We start from the raw sequence: 25,543 nt of genomic DNA on the forward strand, positions 1-25,543 counted from the left end.
GGACCAGCCGTCGTGGGCCTCACCCGCATCACCGACCACGTCCACCGGTTCGAGGACACCTGCCACGTCTACGTGCTCCACCACGAACACGAGGCGCTGCTCATCGACTTCGGGTCGGGCGCAGTCCTCGACCACCTTCACGACCTGGGCGTGGAGCGGGTCACCGACATCCTGGTCACCCACCATCACCGCGACCAGGTGCAGGGGCTCGCCCGGGCCGTCGCGGCCGGGATCCGGATATGGGTGCCGCCGGTGGAGCGTGACCTCATCGAATCCGTCGACGAGCACTGGCGCACACGCCCCCTGGACAACGACTACGACGTGCGGCAGGACCGGTTCTCGCTGCTGGAACAGGTGCCGGTCACCGGCGCGGTCGCCGAGTACCGCACCGTCCGGCACGGCGCCTTCGACGTCCACACCCTGCCGCTGCCCGGACACACCGTGGGATCCGTCGGGTACCTCGTGGACCTGGACGGCCGCCGGCTCGCGTTCACCGGGGACCTCGTCCACGGGGAGGGCCGGCTGTGGTCGCTCGCGGCGACGCAGTGGGCGTACACCGGCTTCCACCCCAACGCGGGCATGGAAGGAGCAGCGGCCACCGTCCTCTCCTGCATGCAACTGCTCGACCACGAACCGGAGATGCTGCTCCCCTCGCACGGCGAGCCGGTCACCGACCCGCCCGCGTCCGTGAAGCGGCTCCGCGGCCACCTCCAGGACCTGATCGACATGCGGCGCGCCACCCCTTGGCTGCCCGAGCCCCTCCTCGACAGCCCCTGGAAGACGGTCACCCCCACCTGCTGCGCAACACCACCAGCATGGCCAACTCCTACGCCCTGCTCTCCGAGCACGGAACCGCGCTGCTCATCGACTTCGGCTTCGACCTGACCACCGGACTGCCCGGCGGCCACGACCGCTCATCCCGCCGCCCTCTGCTGGCCTCCATCGAGGCGCTGCGCCGCGACCACGGCATCGACCGGGTCGAGGTGGCGCTGCCCACGCACTACCACGACGACCACGTCGCCGGGTTCAACCTGCTGCGCGAGGTGCACGGCACCGAGATCTGGTCCCCCGCCCACATCGCGCCCGTTCTGACCGCGCCGCTCCGCTGGGACCTGCCGTGCCTGTGGTACGACCCCATTCCCGTCGACCGGGTGCTGGCCGACGCCGCCCCGGTGCGCTGGCGCGAGTACGAGATCGGGGTGCACGAGCTGCCCGGCCATACGCTCTACGCGGCGGCGTACTCCTTCACCGCGGACGGCCGACGCGTCATCGCCACCGGTGACCAGCAGAACACCGCCTGGAGCCCGGGCGGGGGAGCGCCCGAACTCCTCAACTACCAGTACCGCAACCGATTCCGCGTAGACGACTTCGTGCGCAGCGCCGAGCTGTACCGCACCCTGCGCCCCGAGCTGATGATCAGCGGCCACTGGTTCCCGTACGAGGTCACCGACGGCTATCTCGACATGCTCCTGCGCCAGGGCGAGAAGCTGGCCCGGCTGCACCGGGAGATTCTGCCGCGCGAGGTCGACTTCGACGCCGAGGGGTTCGGCGCGCGCATCGCCCCGTACCGCAGTGCGGTGGCTCCCGGCGGCGTCGTTCCGCTGCGGATCGAGGTCCGCAACCCGTTCCCCACGCCCGACCGCGCCACTCTGCGGACGGTGCTGCCGACCGGCTGGTCGGCCGAACCACTGGTCGCGGAAGTCGATTTGCGCGCCGGTGAAGTGCGCGAGGTCGACGTCACGGTGTGCATACCCGACGGCTGCCCGCCGAGCGAACGAGTCCGGCTCGCCGTCGACCTGACCGTGGGGCGCATGGCCTTCGGGCAGCAGGCGGAGGCCCTGGTGAGCGTGCGATGACGATCACGGACACGCCGACTGTGCGAGCGCACCACGACGAGCAGGGGATCCATGTCACCGGCCCGGGATGGCGGATGACCGTCGCCCCGGACGGGCTGACCGCCCTCCTGCACGGCCCGGCGGACGCCGCCCGCCCCGCCCACCCCGTACTCCTGCAACTGCACGCGGCCCTGGACCGCACCGACCGCAGCGACGAGACGGTCGCCGTCCGACCGCCGCGTCTGGAGTTCGAGGCGGGGCCATCGGGCTCCGGGCACCCCGTCGTCACCGTTGAGCGCCGCAGCACAGCCTGGCGGACGGCCCGCACCCGCGTCGTCTGCGGCCCCCGGGGCCCCGAGTTCACCTGGACCGTCGAGGGCGGCGGCGCCCTGCGTACGTCCCGGCTGTTCGCCGTGCGGGCGGCGCTCGGCGGGCGCGGCGGCGGACTCCGCCCCAGCGGCCACGACTGGGCGACCCTGTTCACCCCGAACCCCGGTCCGCCGCGCCGGCTCACCCGGACCGCGCGGGAAAGCGCCACGATCGGTGTCTGCGGCGACGCACGGCCCGGCCGAGGGCACTGGTTCTTCACGCCCGCGCCGCTGGCCTTCGCGCTCACCGGCACCCCGATGGCCGACGACATCGCACCGGAACGGGCCGACGCCGCGGACGGCTGGTGCCGGCTGGGCGTCGGCGCGCCCGTCGACGCGCTCACCTTCACCCGCCTCACGTACGAGCCCTCCGACGGCGGCTTCCACCTCGCGCTCGACCACGAAGGCCATACCCGCGTGGAGGGCGCGTACAGCACACCCTCGGTCCTGGTCTCGCCCGGACACCGCGACCCGTACGAGGCCCTGCGCGCGCACCACGACTGGCTCACGGAGCGCGGCTGGTCGGCCCGCCCGGCGACGGCTCCCGGCGAGCGGCCCGCCTGGTGGTCCGAGCCCATGTTCTGCGGCTGGGGTGCGCAGATGGCGCGCGCCCGCGACACCGGACTGGCCGCACCCCTGCTGAGCAGCCGCGCCGAGTACGACGCCCACCTCGCCCACCTGGAAGGGCACGGGCTGGTCCCGGGAACCGTTGTCGTGGACGACAAGTGGCAGGAGGAGTACGGGCGGTGGCAGCCGGACGAGCGGCGCTGGCCGGACCTGCGCGCGTGGATCGCCGAGCGGCACGCTCGCGGACAGCGGGTACTGCTGTGGTGGCGGGCCTGGGCCCACGAGGGCGTCCCGGACGCGTGGTGCGTGCGGACCGCCGACGCCGCGCCCGTCGTGCTCGACCCCGAACACCCGGACGCCCGAGACCACTTGGCCGAGACAGTACGGCACATGCTGAGCCCCGAGGGCCTCGACGCCGACGGGCTCAAGATCGACTTCACGGCGGACACCCCGACGGGTGAGAGCCTGCGCCACCACGGCGACAGCTGGGGCATCGCCCTGCTGCACCGCTACCTCCGCGTCATGTACCGCGCGGCGAAGTCCGCCAAGCCGGACGCCCTCGTCGTCACCCACACCCCGCACCCGGCCTTCGCCGACGTCACCGACATGATCCGGCTCAACGACATGCTGCGGCTGGACGACCCCGACCCGTACGCCCCCATCGTCCCGCAGATGCGGCAGCGGGCCGCCGTCGCCTCCGCGGGCTGCCCGGACCTCCTCGTCGACACCGACGACTGGTGCGCCCCGGACCTGGAGCAGTGGCGGGCCTACACCGCCGTGAAGGACGAGCTCGGCGTCCCGGCGCTGTACCTGACGACGAAAATGGACCGTACCGGCGAGCCGCTGGAAGAGGTCGACTACGCTGCGTTGCGGCAGCTGTGGGCCCGCTGGCGCACGGCACACGGTCACGCGGCGAAGGAAGGGTCCGACTGATGGCGAGCGGTACTGCGGGACGCGGGGGCCAGGCCGGAGGCAGACGGGTCCGCGCCACACTGCGCGACGTCGCCGACGCGGCCGGCACCTCGCACTCCACCGCCTCCCGGGCCCTCGGCGGGCACGGTTACGTCGCCGACCACATCCGCGAGCGGGTGCGGCAGGCCGCCGAGCAGCTCGGCTACGTCCCCGACGTCAGCGCCCGCACCCTCAAGGGCCGCTCCAGCGAGCGCGTCGGACTCCTCGTCTCCGACCTGCGCAACCAGTTCTACGCGGAACTCGCCGCGGGCGTCGAGCACGCCCTGTCCGCCGCCGGCTTCCAGATGGTCCTCGTCGACGACCACGGCGAGGAACAGCGCGCACTCGCCGGGGCGCGCGCCTTCATCGCCATGCGGGCCGACGGGGTCCTGCTCGCCCCGGTCGGCAGGGTGGCCACGGAGACCCTGGTCGGGCATGGGGTGCCGGTGGCCGAGGTGGACCGCCGGTCGGGGGTGCGCGGCTGTGACGCGGTGACCATCGACAGCGAGCGGGGCGCCCGCCTGGCCGTGGAGCACCTGCTCGCTCTCGGCCACCGCAGGATCGGCCTCGTCGTGGACGAGATCCGCTGGGACACCGGCAGGGGCCGCCTCAAGGGGTATCGCGGAGCCATGCGGGCGGCTGGGCTCGCGGTGTCGCGCCGGTATGTGCTGGACCTGAGCCAGACCGCCGGGCCGCCCGACGAGGAGGTTGCCCGCTTCCTCGCCGCGAACGACGACATGACCGCCGTCTTCGCCGCCAACAACGTGATGGCCGAGCTGATCTGGCAGGAGCTGGCCCGTCGGGGCACCTCGGTGCCGCGCGAGGTCTCCGTGATCGCCTTCGACGACCTCGGCTGGATGCGGATGGTGGCCCCTGGGCTGGCCGCTGTACGGCAGCCCGTCTTCCGCATGGGGAGCGAGGCCGCGCAAGCGCTCCTCGCCCGGATGGCCAGGGGCGGCGGCGGGCGCAGCGAACACACACTCCTGGAGCCCGAGTTGATCGTCCGGGGCTCCACCGCGCCACCCAGGGGCTGACCGCCGCGCGTCCGGGACCGGCCGCCCCCGCGCAGGGGCGGCCGGTCCGCGTGTCCGCGCCCTGCCCCCGTGTCCCCGAAATCGCCACCGCTGAGCGCGGCTCGGGTCCGCTCGTCCGGGAAATCGCCCCAGCCGGGGCCGGTTGAACCGTTGACGCTCGTCCCCGATGTGGCTACGTTCTCATGTGGGAACGATGCCACACGGCGGAACCGGGGGGCGAGAGCCGCAGCGCCCGCCCCGCGACCCGCGTGGACGTCGATCCCCGCAGCCGGCCCGCCGCTCGAAGGAGAGACCATGGCGGCTCCACCACCTCAGCCCCGCGACCGGGCGCTCCGCAGCACAACGGGACCACGGTCCGCCGGACAGGCCCTGGTCGCGGCCCTCGTCCTGCTTCCCGCACTGACCGGATGCGGCGGAGTGACCTTCGCCGACTCCCGCTCCGACACGTTCACCACCATGGGCTTCGGTCTGGGCGACGCCCTCGCCGCGGACCGCCTCGACACCGCGCGGACCGCGCTGAAGGCGCGGGGGCTGACGGTCAAGGTCAACGAAGGCGCCTTCGACGAGCAGCAGTTCCTCTCCGCCGTCGCCGCCGGCGACCCGCCGGACGTGGTGGACATGGACCGCACCCTCATCGGCGGCTACGCGGCGCGGGGCGCGCTGCTGCCGCTCACCGACTGCCTCGCGCGCGAGCACATCGACACCGGCGACTACTACCCGAACGCGATCGCCGAAGGCTCACTCGACCGTGTCGTCTACGCCCTCCCCGACTCGTACGACAGCCGCCTGCTGCTGACGAACGACCGGGTGCTCCACCAGGCCGGGACCGAAGCCGCCCAGGTGGACACGGGGGACTGGACGGGGCTGAAGAAGCTCGCCGGCACCGTCGCCCGGCACAACGACGGGAAACTGACCCGGATCGGCTTCGACCCGAAGATCCCCGAGTTCTTCCCGCTGTGGGCGAAGGCCAACGGCGCCGACCTGATCAGCGCCGACGGCCGCACCGCCGAACTCGACGACCCCAGAGCGGTCCAGGCCCTCGCGTACGCCGTGAGCCTGATCGACGCCCAGGGCGGCTGGAGCCGCTTCAAGTCGCTGCGCGACTCCTTCGACCAGTTCGGCGCGAAGAACCAGTTCGTGAAGGACCAGGTCGGTTCGTACCCGATGGAGGACTGGTACGTGAACGTGCTCGCCGGTGCCTCGCCCGACGTCGATCTCGCGGCCGGCGTCTTCAAGGACCGCGAGGGGAAGACCCTCAACTGGGCCTCGGGGCTCGGCTGGGCCATCCCCAAAGGGGCCAAGCACCCCGAGGCCGCCTGCACGTTCATCAAGAACATGACGTCCACGTCGTCGTGGGTGCACGCGGCGCGGGCGAAGGCGAAGGACGTACGCAAGGCCGGGGCGCCCTACACCGGGGACGTGACCGCCAACATCGAGGCCGACCGGATCATCGAACACGACGTGTGGAAGCCCACGGGTCACGCCGCCTTCGACCAGGCGACCCGCATCGTGTTCGACCTCGCCCGCAAGGGCTTCTCCGTACCGTCCAACGCGGCGGGCACCGAGTTCAAGACGGCCTGGCAGAACGCCGTCAACCGGGTCCTGTCCGGTGAGCAGACCCCGCGGCAGGCCCTCGACCAGGCGCAGCGCGAGGCGCAGAGCGCCCTCGACCTCGCCAACGAGGGGCGGAGGTGACCGGAGTGGCGCATCCCGTGACGACAACACCCGTACGCCACAAGCCGCGTAGCGTCTGGCGGCGTCGTGAGACCTGGGCCGCGTACGGCTTCATCTCGCCGTGGATCGTCGGCTTCCTCGGCTTCACGGCGGGGCCGATGATCGCGAGCCTCGTCCTGTCCTTCACCGACTACGACGGCATCGGCGCCTCGCACAACGTGGGACTCGCCAACTACCGGCAGCTCTTCCAGGACCCGGCCGTCACCAAGTCCCTGCTGAACACCCTGGTGTTCGCGGCGCTCCGCGTGCCGTTGTCCATGGCGTTCGCCCTGCTCCTGGCGATGCTCCTGCTCAGGGCCGGCCGCGCCTCCGGGATCTTCCGCACGCTGTTCTACCTGCCGGTGATGACACCGTCCGTCGCCGTCGGCATCCTCTTCCTGCTGCTGTTCAACGGCAACGTCGGCCTGATCAACCACGTTCTCGGCTTCGTCGGCATCCAGGGCCCGGCCTGGACCACCGACGGCTCCTGGGTCAAGCCGGGACTCGTCCTGACCAGCCTGTGGTCGGTCGGATCCACCGTGATCATCTATCTCGCGGCGCTCAAGGGCGTCCCGAAGGACCTCTACGAGGCGGCGGAACTGGACGGCGCGGGACGGGGGAGGCGCTTCTGGCACGTCACCCTGCCGCAGATATCCGGCACCCTCTTCTTCACCCTCATCGTCAACACGATCGCCGCGCTGCAGACCTTCACCGAGGCGTACACGGCCTTCTTCGGTAGCTCCAACTCGCAGACGTACAACAACGACGCCGCCCTCTTCTACGTCGTGTACCTCTTCCAGCAGGCGTTCCAGTACATGCACATGGGGTACGCCTCGGCCCTCGCCTGGCTGCTGTTCCTCGTGATCCTCCTCATCACGATCGTGCAGGCCAAGGTCAGCAAGCGGTTCGTCTACTACGAGGGGGACCAGCGATGACCCAGCTGACCGCCCGGCCGGAGCCCACCGAGGCTCCCGCCTCCCCGGCGGCCGTCGTCGCGCGCACCGCGCCCCGGCGCCGGGAGACCGAACGGCCCGCGCGCAAGGCCCTGCGGATCGCGAGCCTCCTGGTGGCGGCCGGCGTCTTCCTCTATCCGTTCCTGTGGCTGATCAGCGCCTCCCTGAAGCCCTCGACCGACGTCTTCGACAACGCGCTGATCCCGCGTGTGTGGCAGCTGGACAACTACGCCGAGATCTGGCGGGCCGTCCCCCTGCTCCAGTGGGTCGGCAACAGCATCGCCGTCACCCTCGCGGCGGCCGTCACGGTCACCGTTTCCAGCGCCCTCGTCGCGTTCGGCTTCGCCTACTTCCGGTTTCCCGGGCGTGACGCGCTGTTCGCGCTCGTCATCGGCACGATGATGCTGCCCGCGGTGGTGACCATGGTCCCCCAGTACCTCATCTGGAACTGGCTGCACCTGGCCAGCACCCAGGTCCCGCTGTGGGCACCGAACCTGTTCGGCAGCGCCTTCTACATCTTCCTGCTGCGCCAGTTCTTCCTCGGCCTGCCCCGCGAGCTGTTCGAGGCGGCGCGCATCGACGGAGCCTCCTACTGGACGATGTTCTGGCGCATCGCGGCGCCGCTGTGCCGGCCCGCGCTCATCGTCACCTTCGTCTTCGAGGTGCAGGCTTCCTGGACGGACCTCGTCCGGCCGCTCGTCTACCTGCGCGACCCGCAGCTCTACACCGTTCCGCGCGGGCTGAAGGCCGTGCTGGACCAGTTCGGCGCGGGCGGCGAGATGCGCTGGGACATCGTCTGCGCGGCGAGCGTCGTGGTGACGGTCCCGATGATCATCGCCTTCTTCGTCTGCCAGCGGCATTTCACCGAGGGCATCGCCACCACCGGAAGCAAGGGCTGACCTGTCCATGATCCTCTACGACGACCGGGCCCCGGGCGACCGCGCCGTGCTCGCCCTCGACATCGGCGGCACGAAACTCGCCGCGGGCGTGGTCTCCGGCGACGGCACCGCGCGCTCCTTCGTGACCTGCCCGACGCGGACCGAGGAGGGCCCCGAAGCGGCTCTGCAACGGCTGTTCGCACTCGGCCGGGAGGCGCTGACCGCGGCCGGGATCGCCCCGGAGCGGGCCGCCGACCGACTGGCCGGCTGCGGAGTCGGCTGCGGCGGTCCGCTCGATTCGGCGGGCGGCGTCCTCATCGCACCGCCGCACCTGCCGGGCTGGCTGGACATCCCCATCACCCGGCTCGCCCATGAGCAGTACGGACTGCTCACCGTCCTCGACAACGACGGCACCGCGGGCGCGGCGGGGGAGTGGCGCTTCGGAGCCGGCCGGGGCACCCGCCACCTCGTCTACCTCACCGTGTCGACCGGGATCGGCGGCGGCGTCGTCCTCGACGGCCGCACCTACCGGGGCGCCACCGGAAACGGCGGCGAGCCCGGCCACGTCACCGTCCGCTCCGACGGCCGCCCCTGTCGCGGCTGCGGCCGCACCGGCTGCCTGGAGGCGTACGCCTCGGGCACGTCCATCGCCGAGCGGGCCCGTGAGGCCCTCGCCGCCGGGGACCAGCGGAGCGTTCTCGCCGCACTGCCCCACCCCGGGCCCACGGCCGCCGACGTCGCCGCCGCCGCACGCGACGGCGACCCCCTCGCCACGGCGCTGTGGGACGAGACCACCGACCTGCTGGCCGAGGGCCTTGCCTCCATCGTCAACCTCTACGAACCCGAGCTGGTCGTCCTCGGCGGCGGCGTCACCCGCTCCGGAGAGCAACTTCTGTCCCCGGTGCGGGAGAAGACGCGCCGCCTCGCCATGAGGCCCGCGGCGAACGCCCGCATCGTGCGCGCCCGGGCCGGCGACCGGGCCGGAGTCCTCGGCGCCGCCGCCATCGCCCTCGAACGCCTCGTCGACGACCCCGCCCCCTGCCGGTCGCCTGACCGCCCGGCCCCCCACCGCAATCAGGAGCCCCATGTCCGCCCCAGCCCCCGGCCGCGTCCCCGCACCGCTGCAACTCGACGACCACCTCGCCGCCGCCCGCCGTCTGGAGGAGGTGCTGCCCGCCCTCCACACGGTCGGCGACCTCCTCATCGGCGTGTTCCGGCGCGGCGGCCGCCTCTACACCTTCGGCAACGGCGGCAGCGCCGCCGACGCCCAGCACCTCGCAGGCGAGTTCATCGGCCGCTACCTGCGCGAACGCCGCGCCCTGCCCGCCGTATCCCTCGTCACCGACCCGTCCGTGGTGTCCTGCATCGGCAACGACTACGCGTACGAGGAGGTCTTCGCCCGCCAGGTCGAAGCCCTCGCCACCGCCGACGACATGGTGGTCGGCTTCACCACCTCCGGCCGCTCGGCCAACGTGATTCGCGGCCTGGAGGAAGCCCGCAAGCGGGGCGCCGTCACCGTGCTGTTCGCGGGCGGAGAGCAGGGCGGCATGCCGGCCGCCGCCCACGCCGACCATGTGCTGGTCGCCCCGGCCACCGCCACCGCCCGCATCCAGGAGATGCACCTCACGCTGCTCCACCTGCTCAGTGAGCACGTCGACGCCTGGGCCGCGGGCGTCGCACCGGCCCCCCTTACCGACGCGCGGCAGGAGACCCCCGCATGAGCACCCCCGACCCGACCCCGCCCGTGTCGCCCGCCTCGCGCGAGCGCACCCTCCACCTCGTCGGCAACGCCCACATCGACCCCGTATGGCTGTGGCGCTGGCCCGAAGGGCTCCAGGAGATCCGCGCCACGTTCCGCTCCGCGGTCGACCGCATGGAGGAGTACCCCGACTTCGTGTTCACCTGCGACTCCGTCATGTACCTGGAATGGATCGAGCGGCACGACCCGGAGCTGTTCGAGGAGATCCGCAAGCGGGTCGCCGAAGACCGCTGGCAGATAGTCGGCGGCTGGTGGATCGAGCCGGACTGCAACATCCCCTCCGGTGAGTCCTTCGTCCGCCAGGCTCTCTACGGGCAGCGCTACCTGATCGAGAAGTTCGGGAAGGCGGCCACCGTCGGCTGCAACCTCGACCCGTTCGGCCACAACGCGACCATCCCGCAACTGCTGCGCGGCGCCGGAATGGACGGCTACGTGTTCCTGCGGCCCGGGCCCCACGAGCAGGTGCTGCCCGGCCAGTTCTTCCACTGGGAGGCCCCCGACGGCTCCAGGGTCATCGCCTACCGGCTGCCCAACGAGTACTGCACCCCCGGCAAGGACATCGGCAACCACATAGACAAGTCCCTCGCGATGATGCCGCCGGACGAACCCGAGCTGATGGTGTTCTACGGCGTCGGCAACCACGGCGGCGGCCCCACCAAGGCGAACCTGGACTCCATCGCCCGCCTCGACGCACTCGGCGGCCTGCCCCGCATGGAGCAGAGCCACCCCGAGAAGTTCCTCGCCCGCGTCCGCGACCGCGACGACATCCCCGTGCACACGGGCGAGCTCCAGCACCACGGGCCGGGCTGCTACTCCGCGCACTCCGGCGTCAAGGCGTGGAACCGGCGCGCCGAGAACGACCTCCAGCGCGCCGAGAAATGGGCCGCCGTCGCCGCCGCCGTTGCCGAAGAGGCATACCCGGCGGACCAGTTGACGGAAGCGTGGAAGCTGGTCCTGTTCAACCAGTTCCACGACATCCTGGCCGGCACCTCGATCCGGTCCGCCTACGAGGACGCCCGCGACGACTACGGGCGGGCCCGCTCGATCGCCGCCGAGGTGTTCAACCGCGCCGTGCAGGCGATCGCCCGCCGCGTCGACATCCCGCTGCGCGAGGAAACAGTCCCCCTCGTCGTGTTCAACCCCCACCCGTGGACCCTGGAGTCGGACGTCGAGTTCGAGTACGCGCAGGCCGCCGCCGTGCGCCTGACCGATGACACCGGCGCCCCCGTGCCGGTCCAGCTCACCCGCTCCGAATCCACCATGCAGGGCAGCCGGGGCCGCCTCGCCTTCCGCGCCGAGGTGCCGCCGCTCGGCCTGCGCGTCTACCACCTGCTGCCCGGCGCCGACCGGGGCGGCGACAGCCCGGTGCGCGCCACCGGCACGACGCTGGAGAACGAGCACCTGCGCCTGACGGTCGACCCCGCCACGGGCTGGCTCTCCTCCCTGTACGACAAGGCCACCGGTGCCGAACTGATCCCCGAACGCCCCGGAGCACACGCCGTCGTCGTGGACGATGCCAGCGACACCTGGGGCCACCGCGTCCGCGCCTACGACCGGGCGATCGGCTCCTTCACGCCCAGCCGCGTCCGCCTGGTCGAATCGGGCCCGGTCCGCGCCGTGCTGCGCGTCGAGTCGGCGTACGGCACGTCCACGATGTCCGAGGAGATCGTGCTGTCGGCGGGCGCCCGGCAGGTCGAGGTACGCACCGTGGTCGACTGGCACGAGCGCCTCAAGCTGCTCAAACTGCGGTTCCCGACCGCCCTCACCGACGTGACCGCCACGCACGAGATCCCGTACGGCCACCTGGAGCGCATCCCGGACGGCACCGAGGAGCCCACCCAGGCCTGGGTCGACGTCACCGGCACCCTGCCCGGCGGCACCCGCGCCGGACTCGCCGTCCTCAACGACAGCAAGCACGGCCACGACGTACTCGGCGGCGAGATCGGCACGACCGCCCTCCGCAGCCCCGTGTACGCCTGGCACGAGCCGAGGATCCTCGACGAGGACGGCGTCTACGACTACCTGGACCAGGGACGCCAGGAGTTCCGCTACGCGCTGCTCCCGCACGGCGCCGACTGGCGCGCCGCCGACCCCGTCCGCCGCGCCGCCGAACTCAACCAGCCCCCGTTCGCCCTCCTGGAGACCTTCCACACCGGCCCGGTCCCCCAGCGCGCGAGCTGGGCCGACGACGGTGCCGGCGGTGTCGTGGTCACCGTCGTCAAGGGCGGCGAGGACGGCGACTTCGTCGTGCGCGGGTACGAGTCGCAGGGCCGCCCCGCCACGGTGCGCGTCGCCCTGCCCATGCTGGGCGAACAGCGCTGTGTGGAAGCCGAGTTCGGGCCCCATGAGATCAAGACGTTCCGGATCCCTCGCGACCCCGCGTCACCGGTCGTCGAGACCGACCTGCTCGAACGGCCCCTCGGAGCACCCGGGGGCGCCTCACTCGCGGCCCGGCCGGGCCCGATCGGCGCCTGACAGGCACCCGACCCGACGAAGCCGAGGGCCCGGCGGGCGCTCCGTACACCTGGAAGACGGGAACACGCATGACGGCGCACCGCGCTGCCGCGAGCGGGAACGGCGTGACACTTCGGACCCGGGCACAGGGCGGCCTGGCCGAACTGCCCTACGTCGTCATGCTGCTGACGGACGAGGGGCGGCTGCCGGTCCCCGCCGACGACCTGGTCCGGGACCCCTCGGGCGCCCTCCACCTGCGCGGCGAGGCCCACGGCTTCGCCGCGCGGCTGACCCTCACCCCGCGCCGGGACGAGCCGTCCTACCAGGCCACCCTCACGGTGGACCGCGTCGCCGACCGGGCCCTCGCCGCCGGACTCCGCGTCGAACTGCGGCTCGGCGCGGGCGACGATCCGGGCTGGCTTGTGCCCGGCGCCTTCTACGGCGAGAACCGGCGCGCCGACTGCACCCGCCCCTACCCCCGCTACCACCCCGACCCGGCCGAGTGCGCCGCCGACCCCACCGGCCTGACCTCGCCCGCCTGGTCGCTGCGCGCCGACCGGTGCGCCACGCCCGCCGTGTTCGCCCGCGACACCGAGGGCGGAGCCGCGCTGGCCACCGCCGAGCACGGCCCGCTCGGCGAGCAGGGCGTGGGCTTCGCCGACGACGGCGGCCGACCCGTTCTGCGTCTGCACTTCCCGTACCGCGAGGAGCCCGTCTCCTACTACGGCTCCGGCACCCCGCGCCCGGCCGACACCCCCACCCACCTCTGGCAGCCCGGCGAGCAGCGCACCCTGCGCTTCACCGTCCACCTGCACGACACCGACCCGCACGCCTACGCCCCCGTGCTGCGCACCCTGCACCGGGCGACCCCCGCCCACCCGGAGCCCGCCGCCTGGATCGGCATCGAGGAGGCCGCCCGGCTCTCCGCCGAGGGACTGCACCGCTGGCACTACCGCCCCGACCCGCCCGTCCTCCTGGAAACCGCCGCCTTCGACCGGGAAGCCCTCGGCGAGAACGGCGACCGGCCCGCCATGCACGTCTCCTGGGTGAGCGGCACCCCGTACGCGTACGCCCTGCTGCTCCACGCCCGCCGCGTCGGCGACGAGACCATGGCCCGTGACGCGGCCGCCGTCATCGACCACATCTGCGCCCACCTCACCCCGGGCGGCACGTTCTGGGGCCAGTGGAGCGCGAGCGGCGGCTGGTCCGCCGGATGGACCGGCGACCGGTGCCGCGTGCACGCCCGCACGCTCGGCGACGCCACCCTGTTCACGCTGCGCGCCCTCGCCGCCGAGCGGGCCCACGGCGCGGAGCACCCCGCATGGGACCGGGCCGTACGCTCCAACCTGGCCGCCGCCCTCGCCGGGCAGGACCCCCTCACCGGACGCCTCGCCGCCGCCCACGACACCGAAACCGGCAAACCGCTCGACCACGAGGGCGCCGCCGGGCTCGCCTGGATCGCCGCCCTGGTGGAGGCCGCCGACCTGTTCGGAGAGCCCGCGTACCTCGACGCGGCACGACGGGCCGGAGACGCGTTCGCCGACGACGTGCGCTCCGAGTTCCTGTGCGGCGCGCCCGAGGACGTGTCCCTCGCCCCTACCTCCGAGGACGGCTACAACGCGGTCATCGCGTACACGCTGCTCCACGAAGCGGGCGACCGGGACGGCCGCTGGCTCGGCCTGGCCCGGCGCGCCGCCGACTGGACCCTCACCTTCCGGTACAGCTACGACGTCGCGTTCGCGGAGCACACCCTGCTGGGCCGCTACGGCTTCCGCACCCGGGGCGGCGACCAGGCGTCCCCGTCCAACCAGCACCTCCACGCCTTCGGCCTGATCTGCCTGCCCGAGTGGGTGCGGCTCGCCCGACACCTCGGCGACCCCTACTACCTGAGTTCGGCCCGCGAGAACCTCGACTGCTTCCGGCAGTTCGTGGCCCGCGCCGACGGCGACTTCAACGCCTACCGGGGCATGGTCAGCGAACGCTTCTACCAGACCGAGTGCTTCCAGGCGAAGGGCATGCTCCTCACGCTCTCCCATGCCTGGTCCGCGGGCGTGCTCCTGTACGCCTGCGAGCGGGCCCGCGAACTCCCCGAATTCCAGGAGGACCTGTGACAGGCACCGCCCCCCGCGACAGCACACTCGGCACCCTGCGCTTCCCCGACGGGTTCTCCTGGGGCACCTCGACCTCCGCCTACCAGGTGGAGGGCGCCGTGGACGCCGACGGCCGGGGCGAATCCGTCTGGGACCGCTTCTGCCGGGTGCCCGGTGCCATCGAGCGCGGTGACACCGGCGACGTCTCCGTCGACCAGTACCGGCGCCGCTCCGAGGACGTGGCCCTCATGGCCGGACTCGGCACCAACGCCCACCGCTTCTCCCTGGCCTGGCCCCGCATCCAGCCCGAGGGCACGGGACGCGCCGAGCAGCGCGGCCTGGACCACTACGACCGGTTCGTCGACGACCTGCTCGCCCACGGCATCCACCCGCTCGTCACCCTCTACCACTGGGACCTGCCCCAGGCCCTCCAGGACCGCGGCGGCTGGCGCGACCGCGACACCGCCCACCGGTTCGCCGATTACGCCGCCGTGTGCCAGGACCGCCTCGGCGACCGCGTCCACGACTGGGTCACCGTCAACGAACCCTGGATCGTGGGCCTCCTCGGCCACCAACTCGGCCTGCACGCACCGGGCGAGAGAGACCTCAAGGCATCCGTGACCGTCATGCACCACCTGCTGCTGGCCCACGGACTCGCCGCGCGCGTGCTGCACGACGGCGACGCACACGCCCGTACCGGCATCGCCTACAGCCTCTTCCCCCACACACCCGACAACCCCGGAAGCGCCGCCGACCGGGCCGCCGCACACGCCTCGGACGGCTACGTGAACCGCTGGTTCCTCGACCCGGTGCACGGCCGCGGCTACCCCGACGACACGCGCACCCACTGGGAACGGGCGGTGGGCGCCCTGGACTTCATCGAGGACGGCGACCCGGACACCATCGCCGCCGCGAGCGACTTCATCGGCGTCAACTACTACACCCGGCGCATCGTCTCGGCCCGCCCCGGTGACGGCCCCTGGCCCTGGCGGGTCGAACCGGGCCGGGCCGACGTGGACCGCACCGACCTCGGCTGGGAGATCGTCCCCGACGACCTGACCGCCCTGCTGCTGCGCCTGCACCGCGAGTACCCGGGCGTCCCCCTCCTGATCACCGAGAACGGCGCCGTGTACCACCACGAGCCCGATGCCGACGGCGCCGTCCACGACGCACCCCGCACCGCGTTCCTGCACGCCCACCTCAAGGCCGTGCACCGGGCCCTCGCCCAGGGCGCTCCGGTCGAGGGCTACTACCACTGGTCGCTCCTGGACAACTTCGAGTGGGCGATGGGCTACCGGCCGCGCTTCGGCCTCGTCCACGTCGACCGTTCCACCCAGCGGCGCACCGTCAAGGACAGCGGTCACTGGTACGCCCGCGCCGCCCGCACGGGCGGCATCCCGCGATGACCCCACCGGCACCGGCCGCAGGCCCCACGCCCCCGTCGCGGACGCGCACCGGAGGCACCGCATGAACACACGATCACCGCTCCTCGCCGGCATCGACATCGGGACCACCCACATCAAGGCCCTGATCAGCGACACCGACGGCACCGTGCTCGCCCGCGCCGTACGCCGCACACCCGTCGCCCCCGGGTACCGGCACCCCGCCGACGGCGTACTCGCCGCCGCCCTGGACGCCCTGACCGACTGCGCCGACGCCACCGGTCGGCCGCCCGACGCGATCGGCGTGACCGGCATGGCCGAGACGGGCGCGCCCCTCGACCGCGACGGCCGGCCCCTGGACGACCTGCGCGCCTGGTCCGACCCCGAGCCCGCCCCGTACGCCCACAGCCTCGGCGCGCGGCTCGGCTCCGGCGCCCTGCACCGTGCCACCGGCGTCCTGCCGAGCGCGAAGGTGCCCCTGGCCAAATGGTGCGAACTCGCCGACCGCGAACCGGAGACGGCCGCCCGGATGCACACCTGGGCGGGCGCCGCCGACCTGCTGGTCCACGCGCTCACCGGCCGCCTCGGCACCGACGCCACCTTCGCCCAGCGCACCATGGCCTGGGACCCGCACCACAAGCGATGGATCGAGGAACTGCTCACCGAGGCAGGGCTCACCACGCGGCACATGCCGCCCGTGCACGCGCCCGGCGACCCCGTCGGCACCGTCACGCGGCCCGTCGCCCTGCGCCACCGCCTGCGCGCCGGGGCGCCCGTCGTCGTCGCCGGACACGACCACCTCGTCGGCGCCTGGGCGGCCGGAGCACGCACGGCCGGGCAGGTGGCCGACTCGATGGGAACCGCCGAGGCCGTCCTCACCGTCAGCGCCACACCACCCGACCACGCGGCAGCCGCCGAGGAGGGCATGTCCTGGGGGAGGCACGCGAACGGGGAGCACTACATCCTGCTCGCCGGCATGCGCGGTTCGGGAGTGCTCGTGGAATGGGTCTGCGACCGGTTCCTGACCGGTACGAGCGGCGGCGACCGGTACGCCGCGTTCGAACGCCTCGTCCGGTCGCTGCCCGCGACACCCACCGGCCTCGTCCTCACCCCGTACCCCGGCGGGCGCAGCGCACCGCGGCCCGACCCGCACGCGACGCTCGACCTCCGGGGCCTGGGCCTCGGCCACGGCCCCGCGGACCTGGCCCGCGCCGTCCTGGAGGGCACCGCGCACCACGCCCGCTGGATGGCCGACGTCCAGGCCACCGTGTGCGGCGCCGCCCCCGACTCGGTGACCCTGCTCGGCGGCTCGACCCGGCTGCGCCCGTGGACCGAACTGAAGGCAGCCGTCTGCCCCTGGCCCACCCGGTTGTGCGCCGAACCGGAGGCGCCCGCCCTCGGCGCCGCCCACTGGGCGGGCGCCGCCCTCGGGCTCGACCCCGCCGCGCCCACCGCACCCTCGGACCCGGTCGTCCCCGACCCGGCGACGGCCGAGGCCCACCGGGCCTTCCACCACGACCGTTTCCTGGCAGCGGTCGCACCGCCACCCCCGTGACCCTGCGGCCGAGGCCGCCCGTACCACCCCACCCGACGCACACACCGGAGAGACCCCACCATGACCACGCGCGCCGACCGCCCCGCCCAGCTCGCCGGGGGCTCCGTCGCCCCGTGCCGCCTCGCCCGCCCCACCGGCACCTTCGCGATGGTCGCCGCCGACCAGCGCGACTCGCTGCGCACGATGATGGCCGAACGCGCCGGGGTGCCCGGCGACCGTGTCCCCGACGACGACCTCACCGAGTTCAAGCTCGCCGTCGCCCGCACGCTCGGCCCGTACGCCTCCGCGCTCCTCATCGACCGCCACTACGGCTACCACCGGCTCGTCGCGGAGCAGGTGCTCCCGGCGAGCTGTGCCCCGATCCTCGCCGTGGACGCCCTCGACCAAAAACCCGGGCAGCCCGTCGAAGACACCTCCCTGGACCCGGACATCGACCCCGCGGCGGCCGCCGCCGACGGCACCCACGGCCTGAAACTCCTCGTCATCTGGCGCCGCGACGACCGACGCGACGAACGCGTGGCCCTCGCTGCCCGCTTCGTGGACCTGTGCCGAGCGGCCGGACTGGCCTCCGTCCTGGAACCCGTCGCCCGGCCCACCCCCGCCGAAGAGGCCGCAGGCACCTTCCGGCTCAACGACGCCATCGTGGAGGCTGCCCGCGAACTCGCGCCGCTGCGGCCCTCCCTCTACAAGGGCCAGGTCCCCGACGGCGGCACCGGCCCGCTCACCCGGCTCACCGCCGCGTGCGAGCGCATCGACGCCGTGGTCGACGTCCCCTGGGTGGTCCTGTCCCAGGGCGTCGCCCCCGCCGACTTCCCCACCGCCGTGGAGGCGGCCTGCCGCGCCGGAGCCTCGGGATTCCTCGCCGGACGCGCCCTGTGGACCGACGCCCTGACCGGCGACCGCGATGCCGCACTGCGCGGCCCCGGCACCGACCGGCTGCGCGGGCTCGGTGAGATCGTGGACGCCCACGGCCGCCCCTGGTGGCAGGCGCCCGCCGCCGCGGCGGTGACCGCATGAGCCGCCGCCCCCGTGTGTGCCTCGTGCACACCGTCGCCTCCCTGCCCGCGGTGTTCACGCCCCTGCTCGCCGAACTCGCCCCCGGCGTCGACCCCTACCACGTCGTGGACGAAAGCCTCCTGGCCGACACGATCGCCCACGGCCGGCTGCCCCGTACCACCGCCCGTCTCGCCGCGTACGTCACACACGCCGAGGCGGCCGGGGCCGACGCGGTGCTCGTGACCTGCTCCTCCCTGGGGCCCGCCGCCGAGGAGGTCCGCGCGCTCACCGCCCTGCCCGTGCTGCGCGTAGACGAGCCGATGGCCGAAGCGGCCGTCCGCACCGGAATCCGCATCGCGGTCCTCGCCACGCTCGATTCGACCCTCGCTCCCACGGCCGGGCTCGTCACCCGCAAGGCGGCCGAGGCCGGCACCCCGGTCACCCTCGACACCACGGTCTGCCCCGGCGCGTACGCCGCTCGGACCGCCGGAGACCAGGACCGCCACGACGCCCTGATCGCCGAGGAAGCGCGCCGTCTGGCCGCCGACCACGATGTCCTCGTCCTCGCCCAGGCATCGATGGCAGCTGCGCTCACCGCGCTGCCGGACGACGCTCTCGGCGTGCCGGTGCTCACCTCGCCGCGCAGCGGCGTCGCGCAACTCGCCTCCCTGTACGGGGAGGCCCGGCCCGAGGAGACCGCCCGCTCATGACCGTACTCGGCTGCATGGCGGACGACTTCACCGGCGCCACCGACCTCGCGGGCAACCTCGTCGCCACGGGCCGCCGCACCGTGATCACCATCGGCGCGCCCGTGGACCCCCTGCCCGAAACGGACGCCGTGGTCGTCGCCCTCAAGACCCGCACCGTGCCCGCCGCCGACGCGGTCCGGGCCGCGCTCGACGCCCACCGCGCCCTGCGGGAGCAGGGGTGTACGCGGTTCTGGTTCAAGTACTGCTCCACGTTCGACTCGACACCGCGCGGCAACATCGGGCCCGTCATCGACGCCCTGCTCGACGCGACGGGCGCACCCTGGACGATCGCCTGCCCGGCCTTCCCCGCCAACGGCCGCACGGTCTACCAGGGCCACCTCTTCGTCGGGGACCGGCTGCTGAGCGAAAGCGGTATGCGTCACCATCCGCTGACGCCCATGACCGACCCGGACCTGGTGAGGGTGCTCGGCGCGCAGACCCGGCATCCGGTCGGGCTGCTGCCCCATGCGGTCCTGCGCGCCGGAGCCGCCGCGACCCGGGCACACGTCGAACGGCTCACCGCGGTCGGCGGCGCCCGCGTCCTGGTCACCGACGCCCTCGACGACGCCGACCTCGCCGCCGTCGAACAGTGCGCCCGCGAACTGCCGCTGGTCACCGGCGGGTCCGGTCTCGCCCTCGCCCTGCCGCCGGGCGCCGCACCGGCCGCCGCCACGATCCCCACCGCACCCGGCCCGCTCGCCGTCCTCGCCGGAAGCGTGTCCGAGACGACGATCGCGCAGACCGCCCACGCCCGCCGCCTGCTGCCGCACCGCAAAGTGCCCGTCGCGGATGCCGTGGCCGACCCGCCGGCCACCGCCCGCCACCTGGCGGCCTGGGCCCGGCCGCACCTCGACACCGGCAACGGCGTCCTCGTGTACAGCGCCGACCACCGTGAAGAAGTGCGCGACGCCCAGAAGGAGTTCGGCGCGGAACGAGTCGCCACGGCGCTGGAGGAAACCCTCGCCGCATGCGCGCGCGACCTCACCGCCGGAGGGGTCCGGCGCCTCCTGGTCGCAGGCGGCGAGACGTCCGGGGCCGTCGTCTCGGCACTCGGCATCCGGGCCCTGACCGTCGGACCCGCCATCGCCCCCGGCATCCCGTGGACGAGCGCCGACCACCGCGGCGGCCCCCTCAACCTGGCCCTGAAATCAGGCAACTTCGGACCCGAGGACCTGTTCACGACGGCGGAGGACCACCTGTGACCGGCCCGCACACCGACCCCGCGGCCGCGCTCGCCGCCGCGGGCCGCCACCTCGCCGCGCTCGGCCTGAGCCCCGGGACCTCGGGCAACCTCAGCCTCCGCACCGCCGACGGCATCCTCGCCACCCCGACCGGCCGTCCCCTCGCCGCACTGGAGGCGAGCGGCCTGAGCCTGCTGGACAGCGGCGGCCGCGTCCGGAAGGGGCCGCCACCGACCAAGGAGGTGCCCCTCCACCTGGCCGTCCACGACCGCCTCGCCGGGGCAGCCGCCGTTGTCCACCTGCACTCCACCTACGCGGTCGCCCTCGCCTGCACCGAACCCGACGACCCGGACGACGCGCTCATCCCCTTCACCCCGTACGCCGTCATGCGCCTGGGCCGCGTGCCCCTCCTCCCATACGCCCACCCCGGCACGCCCGAACTGGCCGACGGCGTCGGACACCTGCCCGAGGACACCGCCGCCTTCCTGCTCGCCCAGCACGGGCCGGTCGCCGTCGGCCGGGACCTCGACGAGGCCGTCGGCAGGGCGGTCGAACTCGAAGAGGCGAGCCGCCTCCAGTTCGCCCTCGCGCCCGCACCCCGCGTCCGCACCCTGACCCCCGCCCAGCGGGCCCACCTCACCGCCCGGACCCGCCGGACCGCCGAACAGCCCACCGAGGACCCCGTATGAGCACGACCCGGACCACCGACCAGTGGTGGCGCACCGCTGTCGTCTACCAGATCTACGTCCGCAGTTTCAGCGACAGCGACGGCGACGGCCTCGGCGACCTCCCGGGCATCACCGCCCGGCTGCCGTACATCGCGGACCTCGGGGCCGATGCCGTGTGGATCACCCCGTTCTACCGCTCGCCCATGCACGACGGGGGCTATGACGTCGCCGACCACCGCGCCGTCGACCCGCGCTTCGGCACCCTCGATGACGCGGACGACCTCATCAGGCGCGCCCACGAGCTGGGCCTGCGCGTGATCATCGACATCGTGCCCAACCACACCTCCGACCAACATGCCTGGTTCAGGAAGGCGTTGACCGCACCTCCGGGCAGCGGGGCCCGCTCCCGTTACGTCTTCCGCGACGGCAGAGGTGACGGCACCGCCCCACCCACCGACTGGCAGTCCGTGTTCGGCGGCCCCGCCTGGCGCCGGGTTCCGGACGGCCAGTGGTACCTGCACCTGTTCGGCCCCCACCAGCCGGACCTCGACTGGAGCCACCCCGAGGTACGCGCCGACTTCGAGGACATCCTGCGCTTCTGGCTCGACCGGGGCGTCGACGGATTCCGCTTCGACGTCGCCCACGGCATGGCCAAGGACCTGGCCGACCCCCTGCGCGACCTCGGCCCCGCCCAGGTGCACCACCGCATCGTCGGCGACGGCTGGCAGGGTGACCACCCGTTCTGGGACCGCGAGGACGTCCACGGCCTGCTCCGCGGATTCCGCCGCGTCACCGACGCCTACACCCCGCCGCGCGCCACCGTGGCCGAATCCTGGGCGGCGCTCGACCGCCGAGCCCTCTACACCCGCCCCGACGAGCTGCACCAGGCGTTCAACTTCGACTTCCTGAACACGCCGTGGCAGGCCGACGCCCTGCGCGCCACGATCGACCGATCCCTCGCCCTGGCCGCCGGCACCGGCGCGGCCCCCACCTGGGTGCTCTCCAACCACGACGTCGTACGGCACGCCTCCCGGCTCGCCCTGCCCCCCGGCGTCGACCCCGACGACTGGCTCCTCACCGACGGGCGGGCCCCCTCCGTCGACCCCGGTCGCGCCGCCCGCCGGGCCCGCGCCGCCGCACTGCTCCTCCTGGCCCTGCCCGGCGCCGCGTACCTCTACCAGGGCGAGGAGCTGGGTCTGCCGGAGGCCGCCGACCTGCCCGCGGACGTCCTCCAGGACCCGGTGCACGACCGGTCACGCGGACGCCGCAAGGGCAGGGACGGCTGCCGGGTCCCCCTGCCCTGGGCCACCACCGGTCCCTCGCTCGGCTTCGGCCCCGGCCCCGCGTGGCTCCCGCAGCCGGCCTCGTACCGGCCCCTGAGCGTCGAGGCGCAACGCCGCGACCCGGACAGCATGCTGGCGCTGTACCGGCGGGCACTGGCCCTGCGGCGCACGTACATGAGCGCCGGCACCGGTACCGACGCACCCTTGCGCTGGCAGGGCGGGAGCGCTCCGGGAATCCTCGACTTCCACGCCGGAAACCTGCGCTGCGTAGTGAATCTCTCCCACGGGCCCATGAGGCTCCCGACCGACCACTCCCCCCTGCTCACCAGCACCCTCGCCGACGCGCCCCAGGACGCACTGCTCCCGGACGAGGCGGCCTGGCTGACGGACGTCAGGGAGGAGTGAGGTCGTCGGTCTGGGCGGCCAGGTCGCCATGCGTACCGGTCAGGTGGTGGCGAGTGGCGGCCAACGGGGCGATCAGGTCGGCGGGGTCGTCGTGGGCCAGGGCCGCGCGGAGTTCACCGACAGGCCGATGGGCGGCGGGCGGAAGATCGGTGAGCGCGATGATCTGGCCGGCGAGGCGGCGCAGGTCGGCCGCGTTGCGTCGGGCCCAGGCGGCGGAGTCGCGGCCGGCCGCCCGGGCCTGGCGCGTGGCCTGGACCCGCTGCTCGCCGGTCGTACCCGCCGGGCCCGGGCGGCCCCTCAGGTAGCGGCGCTCGGCGGCCTGGCGACTGGCGACGCCCAGCGGAGGGGCGAGGTCCGCCCAGCTCGCCCCGGCGTCGCGGGCCGTTTCGATCAGACCGGTCTCCCACCCGGCGAGTTGCTCGCGCACCTGTCGCAGCAGCGACAAGGAGGCCAATGCCTGCTCCGGACCGGGCGCAGGGGTGTCGGCGGCTCCGTGCCGGGCCTCGCGCAGCGCATCGTCGATGGCTTGCAGAGCCGCCGCGGCGGCGAGGAACGACACCGGACCGTCAGCTCCGGTGCCCGGCGAGGACGGCTGATCGGCCGCGGCCATGGGCCCCTCCTTCTTCGTCATCGTTCGGATGACATCTTGGTTGTCATCCATTGGATGACATGTTACAACAGTGCCAGTGAGGCGCATTGGCAGCAACTGCCTGAACCCGCTGGAGGTGTTTTCCATGTTGATGCGCACTGACCCGTTCCGTGAGCTGGACCGGCTGGCACAGCAGATGATGAGCCCGGGCACCTGGTCGAGGCCGTCGGTCATGCCGATGGACGCCTATCGCGAGGGCGACGAGTACGTGGTGGCGTTCGATCTGCCCGGCGTCGCCTCGGACGCCATCGACATCGACGTCGAGCGGAACATGCTGACCGTCAAGGCCGAGCGCCGGCCGGTGGCGAAGTCCGACGACGTACAGGTCGAGCTGTCGGAGCGGCCGCTGGGCGTCTTCTCCCGCCAGATCGTGCTCGCCGACACCCTCGACACCGAGCGCATCCAGGCCCACTACGACGCCGGGGTCCTCACCCTGCGCATCCCGATCGCCGAGCGCGCCAAGCCCCGCAAGATCGCGGTCGGCGTCGGCTCCGGACGCCAGGAGATCTCCGGCTGAGGCCGCCCGGTACGTGCGGAGGGCGGGGGCCCGACCGGGCCCTTCCGCCCTCCGCCTCCTCTTCGGCCACCCCACCTGACCCGACGCACCACTCCACTCCGGCTTCGAGAAAGGCAAAGACCGCAGTGACCACCGACGTACGCGCACCACTCGGGCACCAGCAGCAGTACTCGACGGCGTACGAACAACTGCTGGAGAAAGTCCGCTACGAAGGCGCCTACCCCACCCGCGAGCGCGCCGAGGAAGCAGTCCGCCTGGTCCTCGCGGGGTTGGGGCGCCAGCTGACCGGCGACGAACGCGTGGACCTGGCCGCCTGCCTGCCCACGGAGGCCGCGCGGGTCCTGACCGCGCAGGTCCCCGGCCTCCAGCCGCTGACCGGCTGGGCGTTCGTCAAGGACCTGGCCACCCGCTCCGGCGCCCCCCTGGCCCCCACCCGCTGGGACACCGGATCCGTCTTCTCGGCCGTCGCCGCCCACGCGGGCCCCGACCTGATCACCCGCGTCCTCGACCAGCTCCCCGCCGGCTACGCGCTGCTCTTCGGCCGCGCCGAACTCGCCCGGGCCGCGTAATCACAAGTGGCCCGCTCCTGCCCGGGAGCCGGCAGCCGGGTCACCCGGTCGTACGGGCGGCCATGTCGAGGAGCCTCTGGAGGCTCAGGCCGTGCGCCGCGTCGATGCCGGTCCCGACGCCGGTGCGGATCGCGGTGGCGAACTCGCGCCGCAGGACGGGCCAGCACTCCTCGTGGTCGATGCCGGCAGTGTCGTAGACCAGTTCCTCGTCGGGGCCGAACAGCTCGACCCGGGTCCTCGCCCGGGGCAGTCGCACGCTTCCGGAGAGGGACGCCTGGCTGACGGCGCCGTTCTCGTGCTCGCAGGTCAGCTCGACCCATCGGCGCGGGTCGCCGGTGGCCCGTACGGAGGCGATGGGCGCGACCGCGGTGTCCAGGATGTCGAGGAGGTGCGGGCCGAGGTCGAGCAGGGCGCCGTGCTCCAGCCGCCAGGAGGTGGCGAACTCCCCGCCGAGGAAGGCCCCGTGCAGATAGCAGGAGCGGGCTCCCGTCACCTGGTGCCCGGCGGCCTCGGCGAAGAAGGCGCGGGTGACCGGGTGGTAGCGCTTCGTCAGGACGAGCTGGGAGATCACCCCGTGCTCGGCGACGGCGTCCGCGACCGCGTGTGCGGTGTCGAGGTCGGCGCCCAGCGGCTTCTCCAGGAGGAGGGCGCGGCCCGCGGCGGCGGCGCGTGGGGCGAGGGCGGCCTGCACGGCGGGCGGTACGGCGAAGGCGATCGCCTCGCAGGTGTCGAGGAGTTCCTCGAAGGAGCCCGCCACCGGCGCCCCGTAGGGTGCGGCGACCTCGGCCGCCGCTTCCGGGCGGCGGGCCCAGACCCCCGCGAGCACCGTCTCCGGCCCGGCGGCCAGCATCCGGGCGTGCATGGCGCGGGCCCACGGGCCCGCGCCCACGAGGCCGGTGCGGACAGGTTCATGGGACCAGGCGGGCGGCAGGGGGTGGTGCTGGACATGGTGCTCTCCGTCGATGTGCGGGTGCGGTGCGTTCGCGC

At 73.5% G+C, this 25,543-nt stretch carries 21 protein-coding genes and 1 pseudogene; 20 read left to right on the forward strand and 2 right to left on the reverse strand.

The genetic code is table 11. From position 1 onward, the window contains the following. Nucleotides 1–12 precede the first annotated feature (12 nt). The 18 genes and pseudogenes from NEH16_RS30660 to NEH16_RS30745 all read left to right on the forward strand — a co-directional run bounded on the left by NEH16_RS30660 (nucleotide 13) and on the right by NEH16_RS30745 (nucleotide 22,821). The gene (locus NEH16_RS30660; RefSeq protein ID WP_265546341.1) at nucleotides 13–885 is read left to right on the forward strand and encodes an MBL fold metallo-hydrolase; all 873 of its coding nucleotides are present in this window, start codon (nucleotides 13–15) and stop codon (nucleotides 883–885) included. Beyond that, nucleotides 816–1,856, forward strand: coding sequence for an MBL fold metallo-hydrolase (locus NEH16_RS30665; protein ID WP_265546343.1), 1,041 nt, complete (start codon nucleotides 816–818; stop codon nucleotides 1,854–1,856). Before NEH16_RS30660 ends, NEH16_RS30665 begins: the two co-directional genes overlap by 70 nt. Continuing rightward, complete coding sequence (locus tag NEH16_RS30670) at nucleotides 1,853–3,703, forward strand: hypothetical protein (RefSeq protein WP_265546344.1); 1,851 nt, start codon at nucleotides 1,853–1,855, stop codon at nucleotides 3,701–3,703. Before NEH16_RS30665 ends, NEH16_RS30670 begins: the two co-directional genes overlap by 4 nt. Continuing rightward, complete coding sequence (locus NEH16_RS30675) at nucleotides 3,703–4,755, forward strand: LacI family DNA-binding transcriptional regulator (RefSeq protein ID WP_265546345.1); 1,053 nt, start codon at nucleotides 3,703–3,705, stop codon at nucleotides 4,753–4,755. The genes NEH16_RS30670 and NEH16_RS30675 overlap by 1 nt, the downstream gene beginning before the upstream one ends. 294 nt (nucleotides 4,756–5,049) lie before the next feature. After that, complete coding sequence (locus tag NEH16_RS30680; protein WP_265546346.1) at nucleotides 5,050–6,450, forward strand: extracellular solute-binding protein; 1,401 nt, start codon at nucleotides 5,050–5,052, stop codon at nucleotides 6,448–6,450. A gap of 17 nt (nucleotides 6,451–6,467) precedes the next feature. Continuing rightward, nucleotides 6,468–7,403, forward strand: a complete 936-nt coding sequence (locus tag NEH16_RS30685) for a carbohydrate ABC transporter permease (protein WP_265546347.1) — start codon at nucleotides 6,468–6,470, stop codon at nucleotides 7,401–7,403. After that, a complete protein-coding gene (locus NEH16_RS30690) occupies nucleotides 7,400–8,320 on the forward strand; it encodes a carbohydrate ABC transporter permease (protein ID WP_265546349.1) in 921 nt (306 codons plus the stop codon). The genes NEH16_RS30685 and NEH16_RS30690 overlap by 4 nt, the downstream gene beginning before the upstream one ends. 7 nt (nucleotides 8,321–8,327) lie before the next feature. Further along, nucleotides 8,328–9,254, forward strand: a pseudogene (locus NEH16_RS30695) (ROK family protein); the annotation flags it as partial. Between the two features lie 130 nt (nucleotides 9,255–9,384). Next, nucleotides 9,385–10,020, forward strand: coding sequence for a D-sedoheptulose-7-phosphate isomerase (locus NEH16_RS30700; RefSeq protein WP_265546351.1), 636 nt, complete (start codon nucleotides 9,385–9,387; stop codon nucleotides 10,018–10,020). Beyond that, entirely contained in the window at nucleotides 10,017–12,533 is a 2,517-nt protein-coding gene (locus tag NEH16_RS30705; protein WP_265546353.1) for an alpha-mannosidase, read from the forward strand. The genes NEH16_RS30700 and NEH16_RS30705 overlap by 4 nt, the downstream gene beginning before the upstream one ends. Before the next feature lie 104 nt (nucleotides 12,534–12,637). Next, the gene (locus tag NEH16_RS30710; RefSeq protein WP_265546354.1) at nucleotides 12,638–14,623 is read left to right on the forward strand and encodes a hypothetical protein; all 1,986 of its coding nucleotides are present in this window, start codon (nucleotides 12,638–12,640) and stop codon (nucleotides 14,621–14,623) included. Further along, nucleotides 14,620–16,008, forward strand: a complete 1,389-nt coding sequence (locus NEH16_RS30715; RefSeq protein WP_265546356.1) for a GH1 family beta-glucosidase — start codon at nucleotides 14,620–14,622, stop codon at nucleotides 16,006–16,008. The genes NEH16_RS30710 and NEH16_RS30715 overlap by 4 nt, the downstream gene beginning before the upstream one ends. Before the next feature lie 61 nt (nucleotides 16,009–16,069). Beyond that, a complete protein-coding gene (locus NEH16_RS30720) occupies nucleotides 16,070–17,539 on the forward strand; it encodes an FGGY-family carbohydrate kinase (RefSeq protein WP_265546358.1) in 1,470 nt (489 codons plus the stop codon). Between the two features lie 60 nt (nucleotides 17,540–17,599). Beyond that, nucleotides 17,600–18,556: a hypothetical protein gene (locus NEH16_RS30725; RefSeq protein WP_265546359.1), complete on the forward strand. Its 957-nt coding sequence runs from the start codon at nucleotides 17,600–17,602 to the stop codon at nucleotides 18,554–18,556. Beyond that, the gene (locus NEH16_RS30730; protein ID WP_265546361.1) at nucleotides 18,553–19,245 is read left to right on the forward strand and encodes an aspartate/glutamate racemase family protein; all 693 of its coding nucleotides are present in this window, start codon (nucleotides 18,553–18,555) and stop codon (nucleotides 19,243–19,245) included. The genes NEH16_RS30725 and NEH16_RS30730 overlap by 4 nt, the downstream gene beginning before the upstream one ends. Continuing rightward, on the forward strand, nucleotides 19,242–20,486 hold the full coding sequence (otnK, locus tag NEH16_RS30735; protein ID WP_265546362.1) for a 3-oxo-tetronate kinase: 1,245 nt from the start codon (nucleotides 19,242–19,244) through the stop codon (nucleotides 20,484–20,486). The genes NEH16_RS30730 and otnK overlap by 4 nt, the downstream gene beginning before the upstream one ends. Then, nucleotides 20,483–21,154 (forward strand): class II aldolase/adducin family protein, encoded by a 672-nt coding sequence (locus NEH16_RS30740; RefSeq protein ID WP_265546363.1) that lies wholly within the window; start codon nucleotides 20,483–20,485, stop codon nucleotides 21,152–21,154. Before otnK ends, NEH16_RS30740 begins: the two co-directional genes overlap by 4 nt. Continuing rightward, on the forward strand, nucleotides 21,151–22,821 hold the full coding sequence (locus tag NEH16_RS30745; protein WP_265546365.1) for a glycoside hydrolase family 13 protein: 1,671 nt from the start codon (nucleotides 21,151–21,153) through the stop codon (nucleotides 22,819–22,821). Before NEH16_RS30740 ends, NEH16_RS30745 begins: the two co-directional genes overlap by 4 nt. Here the strand turns inward: NEH16_RS30745 and NEH16_RS30750 are convergent. Continuing rightward, a complete protein-coding gene (locus NEH16_RS30750) occupies nucleotides 22,808–23,431 on the reverse strand; it encodes a type III effector protein (protein WP_265546368.1) in 624 nt (207 codons plus the stop codon). The two genes, NEH16_RS30745 and NEH16_RS30750, sit on opposite strands and share 14 nt — an antisense overlap. A 124-nt stretch (nucleotides 23,432–23,555) precedes the next feature. On the opposite strand from NEH16_RS30750, the gene NEH16_RS30755 reads away from it, so the two are divergent. Further along, nucleotides 23,556–23,987 carry an Hsp20/alpha crystallin family protein gene (locus tag NEH16_RS30755; protein ID WP_073969298.1) on the forward strand — a complete coding sequence of 144 codons (432 nt, stop codon included), beginning with the start codon at nucleotides 23,556–23,558 and terminating at the stop codon, nucleotides 23,985–23,987. Between the two features lie 125 nt (nucleotides 23,988–24,112). Then, nucleotides 24,113–24,556 carry a DUF2267 domain-containing protein gene (locus NEH16_RS30760; protein ID WP_073969299.1) on the forward strand — a complete coding sequence of 148 codons (444 nt, stop codon included), beginning with the start codon at nucleotides 24,113–24,115 and terminating at the stop codon, nucleotides 24,554–24,556. 40 nt (nucleotides 24,557–24,596) lie between these two features. On the opposite strand, the gene NEH16_RS30765 is transcribed toward NEH16_RS30760, so the two are convergent. Then, nucleotides 24,597–25,445, reverse strand: a complete 849-nt coding sequence (locus tag NEH16_RS30765; protein ID WP_265546370.1) for a Gfo/Idh/MocA family protein — start codon at nucleotides 25,443–25,445, stop codon at nucleotides 24,597–24,599. Between the last annotated feature and the right edge of the window lie 98 nt (nucleotides 25,446–25,543).

Source organism: Streptomyces drozdowiczii (assembly GCF_026167665.1).
Taxonomy (GTDB): domain Bacteria; phylum Actinomycetota; class Actinomycetes; order Streptomycetales; family Streptomycetaceae; genus Streptomyces; species Streptomyces drozdowiczii_A.

Bases quoted from the DNA above. Each gene is read 5' to 3' on its own strand.
- NEH16_RS30670 (WP_265546344.1), top strand. From the start codon at position 1,853: ATGACGATCACGGACACGCCGACTGTGCGAGCGCACCACGACGAGCAG.
- NEH16_RS30665 (WP_265546343.1), top strand. From the start codon at position 816: ATGGCCAACTCCTACGCCCTGCTCTCCGAGCACGGAACCGCGCTGCTC.
- otnK (WP_265546362.1), top strand. From the start codon at position 19,242: ATGACCGTACTCGGCTGCATGGCGGACGACTTCACCGGCGCCACCGAC.
- NEH16_RS30745 (WP_265546365.1), top strand. From the start codon at position 21,151: ATGAGCACGACCCGGACCACCGACCAGTGGTGGCGCACCGCTGTCGTC.
- NEH16_RS30690 (WP_265546349.1), top strand. From the start codon at position 7,400: ATGACCCAGCTGACCGCCCGGCCGGAGCCCACCGAGGCTCCCGCCTCC.
- NEH16_RS30725 (WP_265546359.1), top strand. From the start codon at position 17,600: ATGACCACGCGCGCCGACCGCCCCGCCCAGCTCGCCGGGGGCTCCGTC.
- NEH16_RS30720 (WP_265546358.1), top strand. From the start codon at position 16,070: ATGAACACACGATCACCGCTCCTCGCCGGCATCGACATCGGGACCACC.
- NEH16_RS30705 (WP_265546353.1), top strand. From the start codon at position 10,017: ATGAGCACCCCCGACCCGACCCCGCCCGTGTCGCCCGCCTCGCGCGAG.
- NEH16_RS30755 (WP_073969298.1), top strand. From the start codon at position 23,556: ATGTTGATGCGCACTGACCCGTTCCGTGAGCTGGACCGGCTGGCACAG.
- NEH16_RS30730 (WP_265546361.1), top strand. From the start codon at position 18,553: ATGAGCCGCCGCCCCCGTGTGTGCCTCGTGCACACCGTCGCCTCCCTG.
- NEH16_RS30675 (WP_265546345.1), top strand. From the start codon at position 3,703: ATGGCGAGCGGTACTGCGGGACGCGGGGGCCAGGCCGGAGGCAGACGG.
- NEH16_RS30700 (WP_265546351.1), top strand. From the start codon at position 9,385: ATGTCCGCCCCAGCCCCCGGCCGCGTCCCCGCACCGCTGCAACTCGAC.
- NEH16_RS30750 (WP_265546368.1), bottom strand. From the start codon at position 23,431: ATGGCCGCGGCCGATCAGCCGTCCTCGCCGGGCACCGGAGCTGACGGT.
- NEH16_RS30680 (WP_265546346.1), top strand. From the start codon at position 5,050: ATGGCGGCTCCACCACCTCAGCCCCGCGACCGGGCGCTCCGCAGCACA.